Source organism: Parvularcula oceani (genome assembly GCF_000733125.1).
GTDB classification, from domain to species: domain Bacteria; phylum Pseudomonadota; class Alphaproteobacteria; order Caulobacterales; family Parvularculaceae; genus Parvularcula; species Parvularcula oceani.
Genome location: NZ_JPHU01000010.1, coordinates 13690 through 29952 on the forward strand (window position 1 = coordinate 13690; position 16263 = coordinate 29952).

General features: G+C 67.1%; 14 protein-coding genes. 7 read left to right on the forward strand and 7 right to left on the reverse strand.

Annotated elements, in window-relative coordinates; genetic code table 11:
- Positions 1-48: 48 nt before the first annotated feature.
- On the forward strand, positions 49-1227 hold the full coding sequence (locus IE88_RS0111135) for an aminotransferase class I/II-fold pyridoxal phosphate-dependent enzyme (RefSeq protein ID WP_031554465.1): 1179 nt from the start codon (positions 49-51) through the stop codon (positions 1225-1227).
- Here the strand turns inward: IE88_RS0111135 and argH are convergent.
- The gene (gene argH, locus IE88_RS0111140) at positions 1224-2645 is read right to left on the reverse strand and encodes an argininosuccinate lyase (RefSeq protein WP_031554468.1); all 1422 of its coding nucleotides are present in this window, start codon (positions 2643-2645) and stop codon (positions 1224-1226) included. The genes IE88_RS0111135 and argH overlap by 4 nt on opposite strands.
- 205 nt (positions 2646-2850) lie before the next feature.
- On the opposite strand from argH, the gene IE88_RS0111145 reads away from it, so the two are divergent.
- The 6 genes from IE88_RS0111145 (at position 2851) to argC (ending at position 8790) form a co-directional block, all read left to right on the forward strand.
- Complete coding sequence (locus IE88_RS0111145; protein ID WP_031554470.1) at positions 2851-3852, forward strand: N-acetylornithine carbamoyltransferase; 1002 nt, start codon at positions 2851-2853, stop codon at positions 3850-3852.
- The gene (locus tag IE88_RS0111150) at positions 3849-5036 is read left to right on the forward strand and encodes an argininosuccinate synthase domain-containing protein (protein WP_031554476.1); all 1188 of its coding nucleotides are present in this window, start codon (positions 3849-3851) and stop codon (positions 5034-5036) included. The genes IE88_RS0111145 and IE88_RS0111150 overlap by 4 nt, the downstream gene beginning before the upstream one ends.
- A gap of 118 nt (positions 5037-5154) precedes the next feature.
- Positions 5155-5511 (forward strand): hypothetical protein, encoded by a 357-nt coding sequence (locus IE88_RS0111155; protein ID WP_031554477.1) that lies wholly within the window; start codon positions 5155-5157, stop codon positions 5509-5511.
- Positions 5508-6557: an acetylornithine deacetylase gene (locus tag IE88_RS0111160; RefSeq protein WP_031554478.1), complete on the forward strand. Its 1050-nt coding sequence runs from the start codon at positions 5508-5510 to the stop codon at positions 6555-6557. Before IE88_RS0111155 ends, IE88_RS0111160 begins: the two co-directional genes overlap by 4 nt.
- The gene (locus IE88_RS0111165) at positions 6554-7873 is read left to right on the forward strand and encodes an acetylglutamate kinase (RefSeq protein WP_051881982.1); all 1320 of its coding nucleotides are present in this window, start codon (positions 6554-6556) and stop codon (positions 7871-7873) included. The genes IE88_RS0111160 and IE88_RS0111165 overlap by 4 nt, the downstream gene beginning before the upstream one ends.
- Positions 7870-8790, forward strand: a complete 921-nt coding sequence (gene argC / locus IE88_RS0111170; protein ID WP_031554480.1) for an N-acetyl-gamma-glutamyl-phosphate reductase — start codon at positions 7870-7872, stop codon at positions 8788-8790. Before IE88_RS0111165 ends, argC begins: the two co-directional genes overlap by 4 nt.
- Positions 8791-8793: 3 nt before the next feature.
- Here argC and IE88_RS16625 read toward each other — a convergent pair whose 3' ends face one another.
- The 6 genes from IE88_RS16625 to IE88_RS0111195 form a co-directional block, all read right to left on the reverse strand.
- Positions 8794-10326 (reverse strand): TonB-dependent receptor, encoded by a 1533-nt coding sequence (locus tag IE88_RS16625; protein WP_051881984.1) that lies wholly within the window; start codon positions 10324-10326, stop codon positions 8794-8796.
- A complete protein-coding gene (locus IE88_RS18390) occupies positions 10320-10769 on the reverse strand; it encodes a TonB-dependent receptor (protein WP_162178342.1) in 450 nt (149 codons plus the stop codon). Before IE88_RS18390 ends, IE88_RS16625 begins: the two co-directional genes overlap by 7 nt.
- Positions 10770-10916: 147 nt before the next feature.
- Positions 10917-11705 carry a glutaredoxin gene (locus IE88_RS0111180; RefSeq protein WP_238319301.1) on the reverse strand — a complete coding sequence of 263 codons (789 nt, stop codon included), beginning with the start codon at positions 11703-11705 and terminating at the stop codon, positions 10917-10919.
- A 63-nt stretch (positions 11706-11768) separates the two neighbouring features.
- Complete coding sequence (locus IE88_RS0111185; RefSeq protein WP_031554487.1) at positions 11769-12968, reverse strand: permease; 1200 nt, start codon at positions 12966-12968, stop codon at positions 11769-11771.
- A gap of 73 nt (positions 12969-13041) precedes the next feature.
- Positions 13042-13362: a four-helix bundle copper-binding protein gene (locus tag IE88_RS17425; RefSeq protein WP_031554488.1), complete on the reverse strand. Its 321-nt coding sequence runs from the start codon at positions 13360-13362 to the stop codon at positions 13042-13044.
- Between the two features lie 150 nt (positions 13363-13512).
- Complete coding sequence (locus tag IE88_RS0111195) at positions 13513-16170, reverse strand: glycoside hydrolase family 3 C-terminal domain-containing protein (RefSeq protein ID WP_051881988.1); 2658 nt, start codon at positions 16168-16170, stop codon at positions 13513-13515.
- Positions 16171-16263: the final 93 nt, after the last annotated feature.

Sequence of the window (16263 nt, forward strand, 5' to 3'; positions counted from 1 at the left end):
CGCCTGTCTTCGTTCAGTCTCCTTCGCTCTTGCAGCAGGATCGCCTCCATGGACGACTTCTACGCCATTCGCCGGCTCCCCCCTTACGTCTTCGCGCAGGTCGCAGAGATCGTGGCGGACGCACGAGCGCAGGGGCGGGAGGTCACGGACCTTTCCATGGGCAATCCCGACCTGCCCACGCCTTCGTCCATCGTCGAAGTGCTGCGCGAGGCCGTGCTCGATCCTGCGAGCCACCGCTATTCGGACTCGCGCGGTGTCCAGTCCCTGCGCGAGGCGCAGGCGCGCTATTACGGCCGCCGGTTCGGGGTGAAGGTCGATCCCGATCGCCAGGTCGTCGCCACCCTCGGCTCCAAGAACGCCTTCGCCAATCTCGCCACCGCGATCACCGCGCCGGGCGACGTGGTGCTGGTGCCGAACCCGTCCTACCCGATCCACGCCTTCGGCTTCGTCATGGCGGGCGGCGTCGTCCGGCCGATCCCGACCAAGGCCGATGACGGCATCTTCCGTGCGGCCGAGCGGGCGCTGCGCTATTGCGTGCCCCGGCCCATCGCCATGGTGCTCAACTATCCGGCCAATCCGACCACGGAATGCGCCAGCCTCGACTTCTACCGCGAGGCGGTGCGCTTTGCGAAGAAGCACGACCTCTTCATCCTGTCGGACCTCGCCTATGCCGAGGTCTATTTCGGCGACCCGCCGCCCTCGATCCTCGAAGTGCCGGGCGCGATGGATGTCGCGATCGAATTCACCTCGGCCTCCAAGAGCTTCTCCATGGCGGGGTGGCGCGTCGGCTTCGCGGTCGGGAACGAGCGGCTGATCGCGGCGATGACGCGCGTGAAGGCTTATCTCGACTACGGATCTTTCGCACCGATCCAGCATGCGGCGGCCGTCGCGCTCGACAATGCCGAGGACATCTCGGCCGAGGTCCGCGCCGCCTATGCCCGCCGCCTGGACGTTTTGCTGGACAGCTTCGCGGACGCGGGCTGGGAGCTGCCGCGCCCCGAGGCAAGCATGTTCGTCTGGGCGAAGCTGCCCGAGGGCGAAGGCGAGGACAGCCTCGAATTCTCCAAGCGCATGGTGCGCGAGGCGGGCGTTGCGCTCAGCCCCGGCACCGGTTTCGGCGAAGGTGGGGAAGGGCATGTCCGCATCGCGCTGGTCGACGACGAGGCCCAGATCAGGGCCGCCGCCCGGCGCATCGGCGAAGCGCTGCGCCTGAAAGAGGCGGCCTAGCCCGAAAGCGCCCCTCGCCAGTATTCGATCTGCCCCCGGACGCTGCCGGGCGAGGTGCCGCCCTCGCTCGTTCGGCGCTTCAGGCTTTCGAGCGGCGTCAGGCTGTCGAGCATGTCCTGCGTGATCGCGGGCGAGATGCCCTGCGCATCGTTCAGCGGCAGCTCGTGCAGCTTGCAGCCGCGTTCCTCGCAGGCAGCGACGAGCGCGCCCACCACGTGGTGGGCGTCCCGGAAGGGCATGCCCCGCGCGGCGAGCATGTCGGCCACGTCGGTCGCCGTGGCGAAGCCTTCGCCCGCATCGCGCGCCATCGCTTCCGGATTCGGTGTCATGGTACGGATCATTCCGGCGGTGATCTCGAGGCACTCCTCGAGGCTGTCCAGCGCATCCATGAGCGGGCGCTTGGTTTCCTGAAGGTCCTTGGAATAGGCGAGCGGCAGGCCCTTGGTCTGCATGGTCAGCGCGACGAGCGCGCCGCCGATCGCGCCGACCTTGGAGCGCAGGAGCTCGGCGGCGTCGGGGTTTCGCTTTTGCGGCATGATCGAGCTGCCGGTCGAATATTCGTCCGACATGCGCAGATAGCCGAATTGCGGCGTCGCGAAGATGACGAGCTCTTCTGCGAGACGCGAGAGATGGCCCGCGCAGATGCTCGCCGCGCCCACCGCTTCGAGCGCGAAGTCGCGGGCCGAAACCGCGTCGAGGGAATTGCGCATGGGCCGCTCGAAATGCAGCGCCTCTGCCGTCGAGGGCCGGTCGATCGGGTGCGGCGTTCCCGCCAGCGCCGCAGCGCCGAGCGGGCTCTCGTTCAGCCGCGCGCGCGCATCGGCGATGCGCCCGCCATCCCGGCCCAGCATCTCGACATAGGCGAGGCACCATTGCGCATAGGAAATGGGCTGCGCGATCTGCAGATGCGTGAAGCCCGGCATCACGCTCTCCTCATGGCCCTCGGCTTGGGAGAGGAAGGCGGCCTGCGCATCGCGGAGGGCGCCCGAGATCCGGTCGAGCGCCGCGCGGGTCCACAAACGCATGTCGGTCGCCACCTGATCGTTGCGCGAGCGGCCGGTGTGAAGCTTGCCCGCGACATCGCCGATCAACTCGCGCAAGCGGCTCTCCACGTTCATGTGAACGTCTTCGAGCGCCTCGGACCAGACGAAGCTTTCCGAGACGATCTCCTCGCGCACGCGCGCCAGGCCGTCCACGATCTGGTCCGCCTCGTCGCCCGACAGCATGTCCTGCCGCGCCAGCATGCGCGCATGGGCGATCGAGCCCGCGATATCCTCGAGCGCCAGGCGCTTGTCGTCTTCGAGGCAGGCATTGAAGCGGGTCATCGCCTCGGCCGGCCCGGCGCGGAACCGCCCGCCCCACATGGCATTGGTGCCGCCGCTCTTCGCGGGCGCTCCGGTTTTCGCATCATTCGTCATGGCGGCCTCGGTTTTGCGCAGCTTCGTGCTTGGCAAGGGCATCTTACGCCTCTAGCGTCCCGTCAACCGAAAGGACCCGCCGTGCCGCTTCTCCGACGCCGAACGATGACCATGGGCCGCGCGACCGCTCGCTGAGAGCAGCATCGTTTTCGATTCGTCGCGCCCGGCCCCCGTGCCGGGCTTTTTCGTATCTGGAGTACCCCCCTTGCCCCGACATTTCCTGAGTACCGAAGACTGGTCCCGTGCCGAGATCTCGGCGCTGCTCGACGATGCGCGCCTGTTGCGCGAGCGTCCGCGACAGGACCGCGTCTCGGGCAAGACGGCGGCCTTCGTCTTCTTCAACCCGTCCCTGCGGACGCGGAGCTCCTTCCAGATCGGCTTTTCCCAGCTCGGCGGTACGCCGGTCGTGCTGGACGCTGCCGGAACCTGGCCGCTCGAATATGTCGAGGGCGCGGTGATGGACGGCGAACCCGAAGAGCACGCGAAAGAGGCCGCGCGCGTCCTGTCGGCCTATGTCGACCTGATCGGCATCCGCGCCTTCCCGAAATTCCAGGACTGGGAGGCCGAGCGCCACGATCCGCTGCTCTCGGCCTTCGTCGAACACGCAAGCGTACCGATCGTGAACATGGAAACGATCGTTCATCCCTGTCAGGAGCTCGCCATGCTGATGGCGCTTCAGGACACGCATGGCGATCTTTCGGGCAAGACCTTCACCCTGACCTGGACGTTCCATCCCAAGCCCCTGAACACCGCCGTGCCGAACTCGGCGCTTCTCGCGGCGACCAAGATGGGCATGAATGTCCGCCTGCTGATCCCGGATGAGGCCTACCGCCTCGATCCCCGCTTCATGGAGGCGGGCGAGCGGTTCACGGAAGAGGCGGGCACTTCGCTCACCGTCACGACGGACATCGGGGAGGCCTATGACGGCGCCGACGCCGTCTATGCCAAGTCATGGGGGCGTCTCGACCAGATCGGCCTGCCGATGGAACAGCGCCTGACGCCGGAGGACTATCGCCGCTTCATCGTCGATGAAGAGAAGATGGCCCTGACCAACAACGCGACCTTCAGCCACTGCCTGCCCATGCGCCGCAACGTGAAGGTGACCGACGCCGTCGCCGACAGCCCGCGCAGCCTCATCATCGAGGAGGCGGCGAACCGCCTCCATGTCCAGAAAGCCGTCATGTCTCAACTTCTGGGGGCCTCATGACCAAGACCGTCGTACTCGCTTTTTCCGGTGGCCTCGACACCTCCTATTGCGTGGCCGCGCTGCGCGAAGAGGGTTATCGCGTCGTCACCTATTACGTGCATTCGGGCTCGGCCGATCCGAAGGCGGAGGAAAGCATCGCCGCCCGGGCCGAAGAACTCGGCGCGGACGAGCACCGCACGCTCAATGCCGGGCCGGCGCTGTGGTCCGAGATCGTCCTCCCCTTCCTCTGGGGCGGCGCGCGGCGGCAGGGGCGCTATCCCGTCCTCTGCGCCGACCGCTACGTGATCGCCCGCATGGGGGTGGAACTGGCCGAAGAGGTCGGCGCGGACGCTCTCGGCCATGGCTGCACGGGCATGGGCAATGATCAGGTCCGCTTCGACGTCACGCTCTCGGCCCTGACCGACAAGCCCGTCCTCGCGCCGATCCGCGACATTCAGGACAAGGAGAATGTCCGCGAATACGAGATGGCCTTCCTGCGCGAGCGCGGCTTCGGGGTGCCCGAGCGGGCGTCGAAATATTCGGTCAACGAGAACCTTCTCGGCGCGACCCTGTCCGGCGGGCCCATCGACGAGTGGGAAGTGCCGGGCGAGGATGCGCGCGTCCTGACGGCGAAGCCCGCGGACTGGCCGCGCGAACCCCTCTCCATGCGGCTCTCCTTCGAAAATGGCGTGCCCGTGGCGCTGGACGGCGAGAAGACCGAGGGCGCGGCGCTCTTGAAAGCCCTAAACGACCGCCTCGGCCCTTACGGCGTCGGCTACGAGATCTATACCGGCGACACGCTGGTCGGCCTCAAGGGCCGCATCGTCTTCGAGGCTCCGGGCCTGACCGCGCTCGAAGCAGCGCACACGGCGCTCTGCGAAGCGGTTTCCAGCCGGGAACAGAACGCCTTCCGCCGCACGGTCGGCGAGCGCTGGTGCGACCTCGTCTATGACGGCCGCTACGAGGATCCGCTGCGCGATGACCTCGAAGCCTATCTGGACAGCTCACGCAGGCGGACGAACGGCGAAGTCGAGCTGCGCACCGGCGGCGGCGCGATCCACGCCGTCGCCGTGCGCGGCGCCCCGATCCCCAAGCGCGCAGGCGCGGTCTATGCGCAGAAAGCCGCATGGTCCGGAGAGGTCGCGGAAGGGTTCACGGATCTCTTCGGTCAGTCGACCGTGCTCTGGAGACGTGCCGGTGAATAAAGCTGCACTATCTTGGTTCGCTATATCTTGCACTGCGCTGTTGCTCTCCGAGGCCCGAGGGGAATCGTCTGAGCACGAACGGCTTCGTTGCAGCACTTATTCGGCAGGCCCTCTCACAATGGCCAAGCTGGCCGAGAAGGCGCGTCCCGCGGACATTGTGCTTGTTCCGGAGGTCAATCTTGATGCGGTGAAGCGTGGAGGCGTTGAAGAGACAGACTTCTATGCGCTGACCAGAAGAGAATTGGATGCAGAAGAGCATCGGGAACTCTCCGCAATCAGTTGGTACATGGTGGAGCCTTGCTACTTCCCCCATACGACAAGATACGACATCAGCTACTTTGCTGATGACGGAACCCTGCTCGTGCAAGGCGGAGCCCTCGGCAGGAGCTGTCCAACCGAAAGGCGTCCGGTCGTGGTCGGCATAACGGGGGGAGCAGTCGAGCGTGTGATCTACAGCTTCGGGATGGCAGAATGACCGACCGCCTCGACACCATTCTCGACCACCTCGCCCCGCTCGTCGCGGCGGACACGCAGAACCCGCCGCGGGAGATCACGCAGGACCATCCGCTGCTCGCGGCGATCCGGAAGGGGCTGCCGGGTTTCGAGATCGACGTGACCGATCTCGGCGGCGGCTCGCTGATCATCGACGCGAAGCGCGGCGCGCCCTCTATCCTCTTCAACGTCCACATGGACACGGTGCCGGTGGCCGAAGGGTGGAGCCGAGACCCGCATGAGCTGCATCGGGGTGAGGACCGGGCGACCGGGCTCGGCGCCTGCGACATCAAGGGCGCGGCGGCCGTGCTCTTCGCGCTGGCAGGCGAGACGGACGCGCCCATGCGCCTCGTTCTGACGACGGATGAAGAGGCGGGGCAGAGCACCTGCGTGCGCAGCTTCCTCGAAGCCCCGCTTAGCGCCGATCTCGCCGTCATCGCCGAGCCGACCGAAGGCCGCGCGGTGACCCAGCATCGGGGCATCGTCAGCGGCACGGCCCGCTTCGGCGGGGAGAGCGGGCACGCTTCGCAGGGCCCCGGCCGCTCGGCCGTCCATGCGGCGGTGCGCTGGATGGCGAAATGCCTCGACAGCGACACGGCTGCCGAGGTGCGCCTCAATTTCGGGCGGATCGAGGGCGGGGTGAAGCCCAACATGGTCGCGGCCAGCGCGGAAGTCCTTTACGGCTTCCGTCCGCGCCCGGGGCTCGACCATGCGCCGGTCCTCAAAGAGCTGCGCGGCCATGCCCCCTTCGCGGACCATGCCGACCGCTTCATCGGCCCCGCTCTGCCGTCCTCGGACGAGGCCAAGGCGGCGCAGAAGCGCGCGCGGGAGGCGGCGGAGGCGCGCGGCCTGACGCTCGGCGACCCCGTTGATTTCTGGACCGAGGCGAGCCTCTTCGCCGCCGCGGGCGTGCCGGCCATGGTGCTGGGGCCGGGCCATATCGCGCAGGCCCATGCGGCGGATGAGTGGGTGGCCTATGACAGCCTCCTTGCCACCTATGACGCCTATGCACGGATCGTGAACGGATGACCGAGCTCAGCTTCCGCGACAAGGCCAGCCTCCTCCTCGCCAATCTGCGCGAGGGGCGGGAGGTCCGCGCCTATCTCGACCAGTTCTCGTCCGCCGGGGAAGGGTGCTTCGCCGTCGTCAAGGTCGGCGGCGCGCTGATGGCGCAGGAGCTGCCGGCGCTCGCCGATCGCCTCGCCGTGCTCCAGGCGCTCGACCTCCGCCCGGTCGTCGTCTTCGGCGCGGGGCCGCAGCTCGATGCAAGGCTCGAAAAGGCGGGCCTCGGCCAGGAACGCCGCGACGGCCTTCGCGTCACGCCGCCAGAGGCCATGCCGCTCGTCGCAGCCGAGACCGCGCGCACCGGCCTCGCCCTCGCGCGGGCGCTGCGGGCGCGCGGCGGCCATGCCGTCCTCACCCCGCCGGGCACGATTACCGCGAAGCTTCTGGACGAGGACCGCTATGGCCGCGTGGGACAGGTCTCCCATATCGACGCGGCGGCCCTTACGGGCCTTCTCGCCACAGGCGTCGTGCCCCTGATCGGCTGCGCGCATCTCGACGACGAGGGGCGCCTTCTCAACATCAACGCCGATGACGTGGCGCGTCAGGTGGCGCTGACCCTCCGCCCTCAGAAGATCGTCTTCCTGACCGGAACGGGCGGCATGCTCGACGGCGAGGACAAGGTCATCGACTCGATCAACCTCGCCACCGATCTGCCCGCGCTGCGCGAGGCGGAGTGGCTGCATGGCGGCATGGCGCTCAAGATCGACCGGATCGCCAGCCTCCTCGGCGAGCTGCCGCTGTCGAGTTCGGTCTCGATGACCGATGCCAAGAGCCTTCTGCGCGAGCTTTTCACCCATGGCGGCGCGGGCACGCTGATCCGCCGGGGCGAGTCGATCCTGACCGAGACGGAGGCGGACGAGGTCCGGCTGACCCGCCTGATCGAGCGGGCCTTCGGGCGGCGGCTGCGCGATGATTACTGGCGGGATGTAGACCCCGCCTATATCGTGCGGACGGAGAATACGCGCGCCGCCGCTGTCGTCACGCGGGTGGAGGACGAAGACGGCCTTCACTGCCTCGACAAGTTCGCGGTCGATCCCGAAGCGCGCGGCGAAGGTCTCGCCAAGGCGGTGTGGAGCGTGCTGCGCTACCGCTCGCCGCGCCTCGTCTGGCGCAGCCGGGCGCAGAACCCGTTCAATGCATTCTATACCGCCCATGCCGACGGTTTCCTGCGCCGCGGACCCTGGCACATCTTCTGGTACGGGCAGGATACGGACGAAGCGGCGCTGCGGCACGCGGCCGAGCTGGCCGCGCGTCCTGCGGATTTCGAGGAGGCGGCATGAGGACGATCGGCCTGATCGGCGCGCGCGGCTATGTCGGACGCGAAGTGGTGCGGCTCGTCGAGGCCGATCCGCGCTTCGAGCTCACCCTCGCCACCTCGCGAGAGTTGGCGGGGAAGACGCTCGGCGAGGCGTTCGAAGGCGCGCAAGGCGACCTTGCGATCGAGCAGCTGGGGCCGGAAGAGGCGGCGGCGCGCGGTTGCGATGCCTATGTCCTCGGCCTGCCCAACGGCCTCGCCGCCCCCTTCGTCGAAGCCATCGAGGCGGCAAGTCCGAACAGCGCGATCCTCGATCTGAGCGCCGATTACCGTCACCGCGAGGGCTGGGTCTACGGCCTGCCAGAGCTTGGCCGCATGCCGATCCGGGGCGCGCGGCGCATCGCCAATCCGGGCTGCTACGCGACGGCGGCGACGCTCGCCCTCTGGCCGGTCAGGGACATCCTGACCGGCATCCCCTCCGCCTTCGGCATATCGGGCTATTCGGGCGCGGGCACGACGCCGGGGCCCAAGAACGACCCCGAGCGGCTCCGGGACAATATCCTGCCCTACGGCTTCGGGGGGCATAACCATCAGGACGAGGTCGCGGCCAATATCGGCGCTCCCGTCGCCTTCGCGCCCCATGTGGCGAGCTTCTTCCGCGGGCTGATCGTCACCTGCACCGCACCCGTGGACAAGGCTTATGCGCTCTCGTCGCTCCGCGCGCGCTATGCCGCTGCCTATGCCGACAGCGATGTCGTGCGCATGCAGGACGAGCCGCCCGAGCCGCGCGCCGTCGCCGGAACCGCAGCCGCCGTTCTGGGCGGCATCGCCTATCATGAGGACAGCGGCGTGCTGACCCTGTCCTGCGCGCTCGACAACCTCCTCAAGGGCGCGGCGAGCCAGGCGATGGAAAACCTGCGCCTGGCCTTCGGCGAGGCCTGACCTTCAGAAGGCGACGGTCAGGTTCACCTCATAGGCCCGTTCCTCGCCGGGGAAGTAGCGGGCATTTCCGAACGCATAATCCGCACGCCGCGCATAGCGCTCATCGGTGACGTTGCGCACGATGCCGAGAATGGTGAGCCTCTCCGCCGGCGACCATGAGGCGCGCAGGTCGAGGAGGTCGTGGCCTTCGTAGTCCTGCGTGTTGGCGGCATTGGTGTAATAGCTGGCGACATGGGTATAGGCCGCCTCCAGGGTCAGCTCCGGAACCGGCGTCCAGCGAAGCTGCGCACTGCCCAGCGTTTTCGGCGCGGTATCGACTCTGTCGCCGTCCCGGATGATCTCGGAGGCGTCGCTGACGATCCTGTCGAAACCGTATTCGTGCGCCGCCCATGTCCCCGCGCCGGACAGGGACAGCGTATCGGTCAGGCGCAACAGGCCCTCCGCCTCGATCCCGACATGGGTGGTCTCGCCATCGGTGACGTTGAAACCGTCCGCATCGCGGAAAAAGACATTCTCCTTGCGCATGGCAAAGCCGGTGACCGCGATGCGCCCCCGCTCGCTCGCCTTGCGCCAGCCGAGCTCGATGGCGTCCATCCTCTCGGGATCGATACCGTCCGGCGTCTGCGCGGATTGCAGGCGGTAGAGCTCGCTCGTCTGGGGCGGCCGGGCCCCGCGGGCGAGGCTCGCATAGACGGTGCCGTTCGGACCCAGTTCGTAGAGGGCGGCAAGCTTGCCGGTGACGACCCCGAACTCGTCCGTGCGGTCTTCGGGCCGGAAATAGCGGCCGAAGACGCCGGCCTCCGCATCGGTCTCGTAATCATAGCGCGTCACCGTGACCCGCCCGCCCGCCTGCAGGGTCAGATTGTCCGCCGCCTGCCAGGACAGGCGCGCGAAGGGCGCGGCCTCCACGGCATCGACCGTGTAGTCGTAATGAAGCCCCTGCGTGAAGCTGAAGACGGTCTCGTTCTCCTGGAACTCGCGCAGGCTGCCGCGGGTGAGATCGAGGTCGAGGCCCGCCAGCAGCTCGACTTCGGCGGACAGGGATCGGCTCGCCGTGCTCTGAAAGCCGATCGAGCCGTGCTCGTTTTCCTCCAGCGGATCGCCCGGAAAGAAGTGGAGCAGGAAATCCATCTGCGTATAGCGCGCGAAGGGCGTGATCGTGCCTTCCCAGCCTGCCGCCGCGAAGGGAATCTCCGCGCTCAGGAGGAGGTGGTCGAGGTCGCGGAAGGCTTCTGGGTTCGGGTTCGAGCGGCGCAGCGCGTCGTCCGCATAGGCTTCGTCACCGAGAATATAGCCCGCCGTCTCCTGCTCGAGATGCTGGCCCGCAATGCGCAGCGTCGTTTCGCCAAGCTTCACCTTGCCGAAGCCCTTGACCTGCAGCGCGCCCGAATCTTCGCGGTAACCGCCATCGTCGAGCACGTGCAGCCCGCCCCGCGCAGTGCCATTGCCGCCTTCGAGGGTCGCCGAATAGCGGTCGAAGCTGCCCGCGGAGAGGCGAAAGCGCCCGCCCGGATCGCCCGGTTCCGGCGTCAGCACGTTGACCGCGCCATGCAGCGCATTGGAGCCATAGGCGACATCGCCCGGCCCCGGACGATCTCGACGGCTTCGGCGAAGGGCAGCTGCGCGTCGAACAGGCCGTTCACATTGGCGAAGCCCGCCGCGCGCAGGGGAATGCCGTCCTGCAGGTACAGGAACGACCCCGCCCCGGCGCCGCCGGTCAGGACGGGCGAGCGGATCGCCGTCAGATGCTCGCGCCCCGAGCCCGACTGCACGAAGACGCCGGCGGCCCGGTTCAGGAGCTCTGCGGGCGCGCGCGGAGAGACGAGGCGGACTTCCTCTTCGAGGAGCACCGAAATCGCGGCCGGAACGTCCGACAGGGGCGCGGCCCGGCGGTCGGCTGTGACGACGAGCACGTCCTCCTGCGCGATGGCGGAAAGCGGGAAGAGGGCGCATGCGGCGCCAATCGGAAAGCGTTTCATGAAGACCTGCCTCGGCTCGCCCGTCACTTAGGGCAAAGCGTGAGGGTGCCCATCGAAAACCGCCCTTCCTCGCCGGTAGTGCCGAAGGTTCTACCCGGGGAGGCGGCGCCGCAGCGGGTCCGCAGCACCGCCATACCGAAGTAGGGCTCAGAAAATCAGGTGCTTGAGCCCCATCCAGATCCCCATGGCGATCATGACGAGGTTCTCCGACAGCGACACGAAGCCAAGGGGCACGTTCGAATGTCCGCCCACGCAGGCGCATTTCAGCTCCCGCTTGTCGATGTAGATCGCCTTGAAGACCGAGATCGCGCCGACCGTGCCGATGAAGAGCGCGAGGGGTGCGCCGATCCAGACAAGGGCACCCGCGATCATCAGAACGCCCGCCAGCATCTCGGCGAAGGGATAGACATAGCCGTAACCGACCCAGCGCTGCGCCAGGAGGTCGTAATTGAGGAACATGGTCGAGAAGCTCTCGACATCGCGCAGCTTCTGGATCGCGAGGACGCACATCGAGAAGGCAGCGAACCATTCGATTCCGCGGACGGTGACCAGCTCTCCGAAGGCCGCCCACGACACCGCGCCCGCCATCAGGGCGCAGACCCCGAAGATGACGAGGACGGGCGTATAGGTCGGCTTGTCCTTGTCCCGGACCGGCGAGCCAAAATGTTCGCGCAGCGCGTCATAGCCGCCGATGCGCTCGCCGCCGATGAAGGTCTGCGGCGTGGTCTTCACGCCATGCTTCTCCTTGAACGCGTCGGTCTCCTCGCGCGTGCGCAGATGATGGTCCTCGACCGTATAGCCCTTGCGTTCGAGGAGCGCCTTGGATTTCAGGCCATAGGGACAGAGATGCTTCTCCATCACCATGCGGTAGAGGACGGCCGTCTTGCCCTCCGCTGCCTTTGCGGGGGCATCGGTCCTGTTCATCGTGGTCGACATGAAAGCCTCCTGATCTCTGAAAGGGATGTAGGCGCGCTGCCCCCGCACCCGAAGGGGGGCGCCTCAGCCGCCGACCAGTAGGCCACCCGCCAGCCAGGCATAGGACAGCATTGCGAGCCAGAAGAGCACGGTTTCGGTGATCCCGTCGCCCGTGGTCAGCTTCACGCCCTTCGACTTGATCTTCCACGCGAAGAAGAGAGCCGTGACGGCGAGGAAGGCCATGTTCAGCCAGAAGGTGTAGTCGATCGAGAAGAATTCCCGCTCGGTCACCGCCCGCACGTCCTCCGCCGAGGGCAGGAGGCCCAGAAGGCTGAAGCCGTAATGGAGGAGGAGGGCGGTCGCGACCAGCACCACCAGGAATACGCCCAGAATATAGAGCGCCATTCTCCACCCGTAATATTTCGCGTTCACCCGCAGGACGGGCACCACGACGAGGTCGGAGAAGATGAAGGCCATGATGCCGGCGAAGGCGACGCCGTTCCCGTAGAGGACGGCCGCCAGCGGGATGTTCCCCATCGAGCCGATGAAGGTGAAGAAGGCCGCGACCGGCCCCACCAGCGCCTGCGCGAGGAGGGCGAAGAAGCCCGGATCCTCGCCCCCGATGAAGAGGGTCTCGAAGAAGCTGCGCGGAACGAAGGCCGCGATGACGCCCGCGATGGTGAAGCCGACAGTGACGTCCTTCCACACCATCGCCCATTCCATGAAGTAGCGGTTCGCGACCATCCGCCAGCCATCCTTCGAGCGGATCTTTTCCTTCCAGGAGGGCTCGTCGCCGTCCTCCTCCTCGTCGCCCTCGCTTTCCTGTGCGCTCTTTCGTGCCTCTTCGATCGGCGCGAGCTTCCGCGTGAAGCGGACGACGAGCCACATCAGGAGGATCAGCAGGATCCCGCCGACATATTCGCCGACCACGAACTGCCAGCCGAGGAAGATGGCGATGATGATGCCGAGTTCGATGACGAGATTGGTCGAGGAGAGGAGGAAGGCGAGGGAGGGCACGAGCCCGGCCCCCTTGGCGAAGAGGGCGCGCGTGCCGGACAGGGCCGCGAAGCTGCAGGAGGAGGAGACGAAGCCGAAGAAGGTGCCGAGCGCGACCGATTTGGGGCCGTCCTCGCCCATGGTCTTCTGCATGCGCTCTCGCGTCACGAAGACCTGGATCATCGAGGAGATGACGTAGCCGAGGCCGAAGGCCCAGAACGCGGTCCAGAAAAGGCCCATCGCCGTCAGCGCAGCGCTGTGCCAGGTTTGCAGGAATCCGGTCTCCATCGGCCCTCCGGCTCAGAAGCAGTGACCGGCCGGAAAGAGCTCCTGGCCGGTCTTCGGGTGCGGGGCGGGCCGCTTATGCGGCGACTTTCTGCAGCGCCTCGATGCAGCGGCGGCAGCTTTCCGCGCAGGCGCGGCAGTGATCGTGCTCGTCCTCGAATTTCTCGCAGTCGGCGAGGCAGATTTTGCAGATCTCGATGCAGGCCTTCACCTGCGGCTGCAGGCCCGGCGCATCGACGGCGAGGAGCTGGGCGGTGAGCGCATTGGACAGCATGCTGTCGCGCGAGGTCTTGCCGCAGCGCTCCATCTTCGGCTGGCCGATGCATTCGTCGAGGCACCAGGAGCAGGCGGTCATGCAGTCCGTGCAGGCGTCGATCGCGGCTTTGTACTTATCCATGAGGGACTCCTTGTCGCAGGCGGGAGTCTCGCCGACACATGGGAGCGGCAGGGGTTCCGCTCCGGCTCCGGCGAAGGCGTCAATATCTGGATATGAAAAGGCCCCGGATTTCCTGGATCCGGGGCCTTTCGGTGCGGAGGCGGAGCGGTGTCAGTCCTGCCTGGCGAAGCGGATGCGCTTCGAGGCGCTGCCGCTCGTGCTTTCGGTGCCGGGCTGGCCGCCGCCCGCGGTCAGGCGGGCCCGCGTGCCGTCCGGGGTGACGAAGCTGCCATCCTCGGCGAACCAGCCGAGGCGGTCCGCCGACAGCTCGAAGTCAACCGTCCGGCTCTCGCCCGGCGCAAGCTCGACAACGTCGAAGGCGACGAGTTCGCGCATGGGAACGGAAGGGTTCGCCCGGTCCTGATGCTCGATATAGAGCTGCACCACCTCGCGGCCGGCCCGCTCGCCGGTATTGGTGACCTCGACCGAGACCGGCACGGTGCCGCTGGCATCGGGTCGGCGCGGCACCTCCAGGTCGTCATAGTCGAAGGAGGTGTAGCTCAGCCCGTAGCCGAAGGGGTAGAGCGGCTCGCCGGTATAGTATTTATAGGTCCGGTTCCGCATCGAATAGTCGCCGAAGGCCGGCAGGTCGTCGACCGAGCTGTAGAACGTGACCGGCAGGCGGCCCGAAGGCGAGAACTCGCCCCAGAGGAGGTCGGCGATCGCCGTGCCCGCCTTCTCGCCGGGATAGAAGGCCTGGACGATCGCGTCCGCATTCTCCTCCGCCCAGTTGAGCGCCATGGCGCTGCCCGAGAAATTGACGAGGACGAGCGGCTTGCCCGTATCCTCCAGCTCTTCGAGCAGCTCCTGCTGCGACGCGGGCAGGTCGAGGCTGGTCCGGTCGCCGCCGAGGAAGCCGTCGATCTGGACGTCCATCTCCTCGCCTTCGAGATTCGCGTCGATCCCGCCGAAGAACAGGATGACATCGGCCTGTTCCGCCGCCGCCATCGCTTCCGCGCGAAGGTCGGTATCGGTCCGGGTCCATTCGAGATGCGCGAACTTTTCGAGTGCGTCGCGGGTCCAACCGCTGTCGAGGCCGAACGTCATCTCGAAGGGATAACGCTCCCCGGCCTCCAGCGAGAAGGTCTCTCCGTCCGCAGGCTCGCCATCCACCGTCGCCTCGGCCCAGCGGGACACCTTGAAGCGGTACTCGCCATCCTCTTCGGGCACGATGACGCCGCTCCAGCTCGCGCCGAACTCGTCATTGATTCCGTCCGTGACCGGCGAGCGCTCCCAGTAGAAGTCGATGTTCCCGTCGATCCGCTCCACCGCCGGCTCGCCCGAGCGGTCGGGACTGGCGTAATAGGCCGCCGCGAGGCCGGGCTGCATCTCGCCGTCCGCGCCTTCATGGAAGAAGACGCTGGGCGGAACGGGCTCGTAGGTCGTCAGGACATCGCCGGCGAGCGCCGAGCCGGCAGCATATGTAACGTTCTGCTGGCCGGCCTTCTCCCGCACGCCTTCGAGCGCGGTGACGGGCTGGGTGGGGATGCCGTTGTAATTGGCGAGCAGCACCTGCTCGTTATCGGCATTGGGACCGATCACCGCGACCCGCGTGCCGGGGTCGAGCGGCAGGATGCCGTCATTCTTGAGGAGCACGAGAGACGCTCTCGCGGCGTCCTCCGAGAGCGCCAGGTTCTCCTCGCTCGCCACCTCCTCGAAGGGGATGTCCGCGAAGGGGACGTCGGCCTGATCGTCGAACATGCCGAGCTTCATGCGGGCGGTGAACAGGCGCGTGACCGCCTGGTCGATGGTCTCCTCGTCGATCAGGCCCTGCTCGACGGCGGCCGGAAGGGCGTCGAACTTGGAGCCGTTCCAGTCGCCGCAATTGAGGTCGGTGCCCATCTTCACGGCGAGGGCGGCGGCCTCTTCCTCGGTTTCGACATAGTCGTGCGCCTCGTCGTAATAGAAGTCGCCGATCGCGCCGCAATCCGAGACGACATAGCCGTCAAAGCCGAGATCGTCGCGCAGAAGGTCGACCATCAGCCGCTCGGACCCGCAGGCCGGCGCGCCCCAGACGGCGTTATAGGCGCACATGACGGATTCGACCTCGGTCTCGTCGAACGCCATTTTGAAGGCCGGTAGATAGGTCTCGTGAAGGTCGGCGTCCGAGGCCGAATAATCGTCGCGGTGACGGCTCGGTTCGGGGCCGGAATGAACCGCGTAGTGCTTGACCGTCGCCACCGTCTTGAGGTGCTCGTCATCGTCGCCCTGTAAGCCGTTGACGAAGTTCACCGCCATGCGGCCGGTCAGGAAGGGGTCCTCGCCATAGGTCTCCTGGCCCCGGCCCCAGCGCGGATCGCGGAAGATGTTGATATTGGGCGACCAGAAGGTCAGCCCGCCATACATGGCCCGCACGTCCTCGCCGATATAGTGGTGGTATTTCGCACGGCCCTCATCCGAGATGGTCGAGGCGATGTCGAGCATCAGGTCCTCGTCGAAGGTCGCGGCCATGCCGATCGCCTGCGGAAAGACCGTGGCGTGGCCCGCCCGCGCGACGCCGTGCAGCGCCTCGTTCCACCAATTATATTCCGGCACGCCCAGGCGCTCGATCGCGGGCGCCTTGTCATACATCTGCGCCGCCTTCTCCTCGAGGGTCATGCGGGAGACGAGGTCGCGGGCGCGTTCCTCCGGCGAGAGCGACGTATCGAGATAGGCGGGCCGCTCGGACGCTGCCTCGGCCCCTTCGTCCTGCGCCGCCGCAGGCTGCATGCCGCCGCAAAGGAGCGCGAGCGCGGCCGTGCCGCCCAAGAGAAGTCTGGTCGCCGTCATGATATCCCTCCGGAACGTTTCCTCGTCCTGCCGCCGGTTGGCTCCGGCGGCGATATGGAAGGATGGTAGCGGTAACAGGCCTGTCCGCAACGC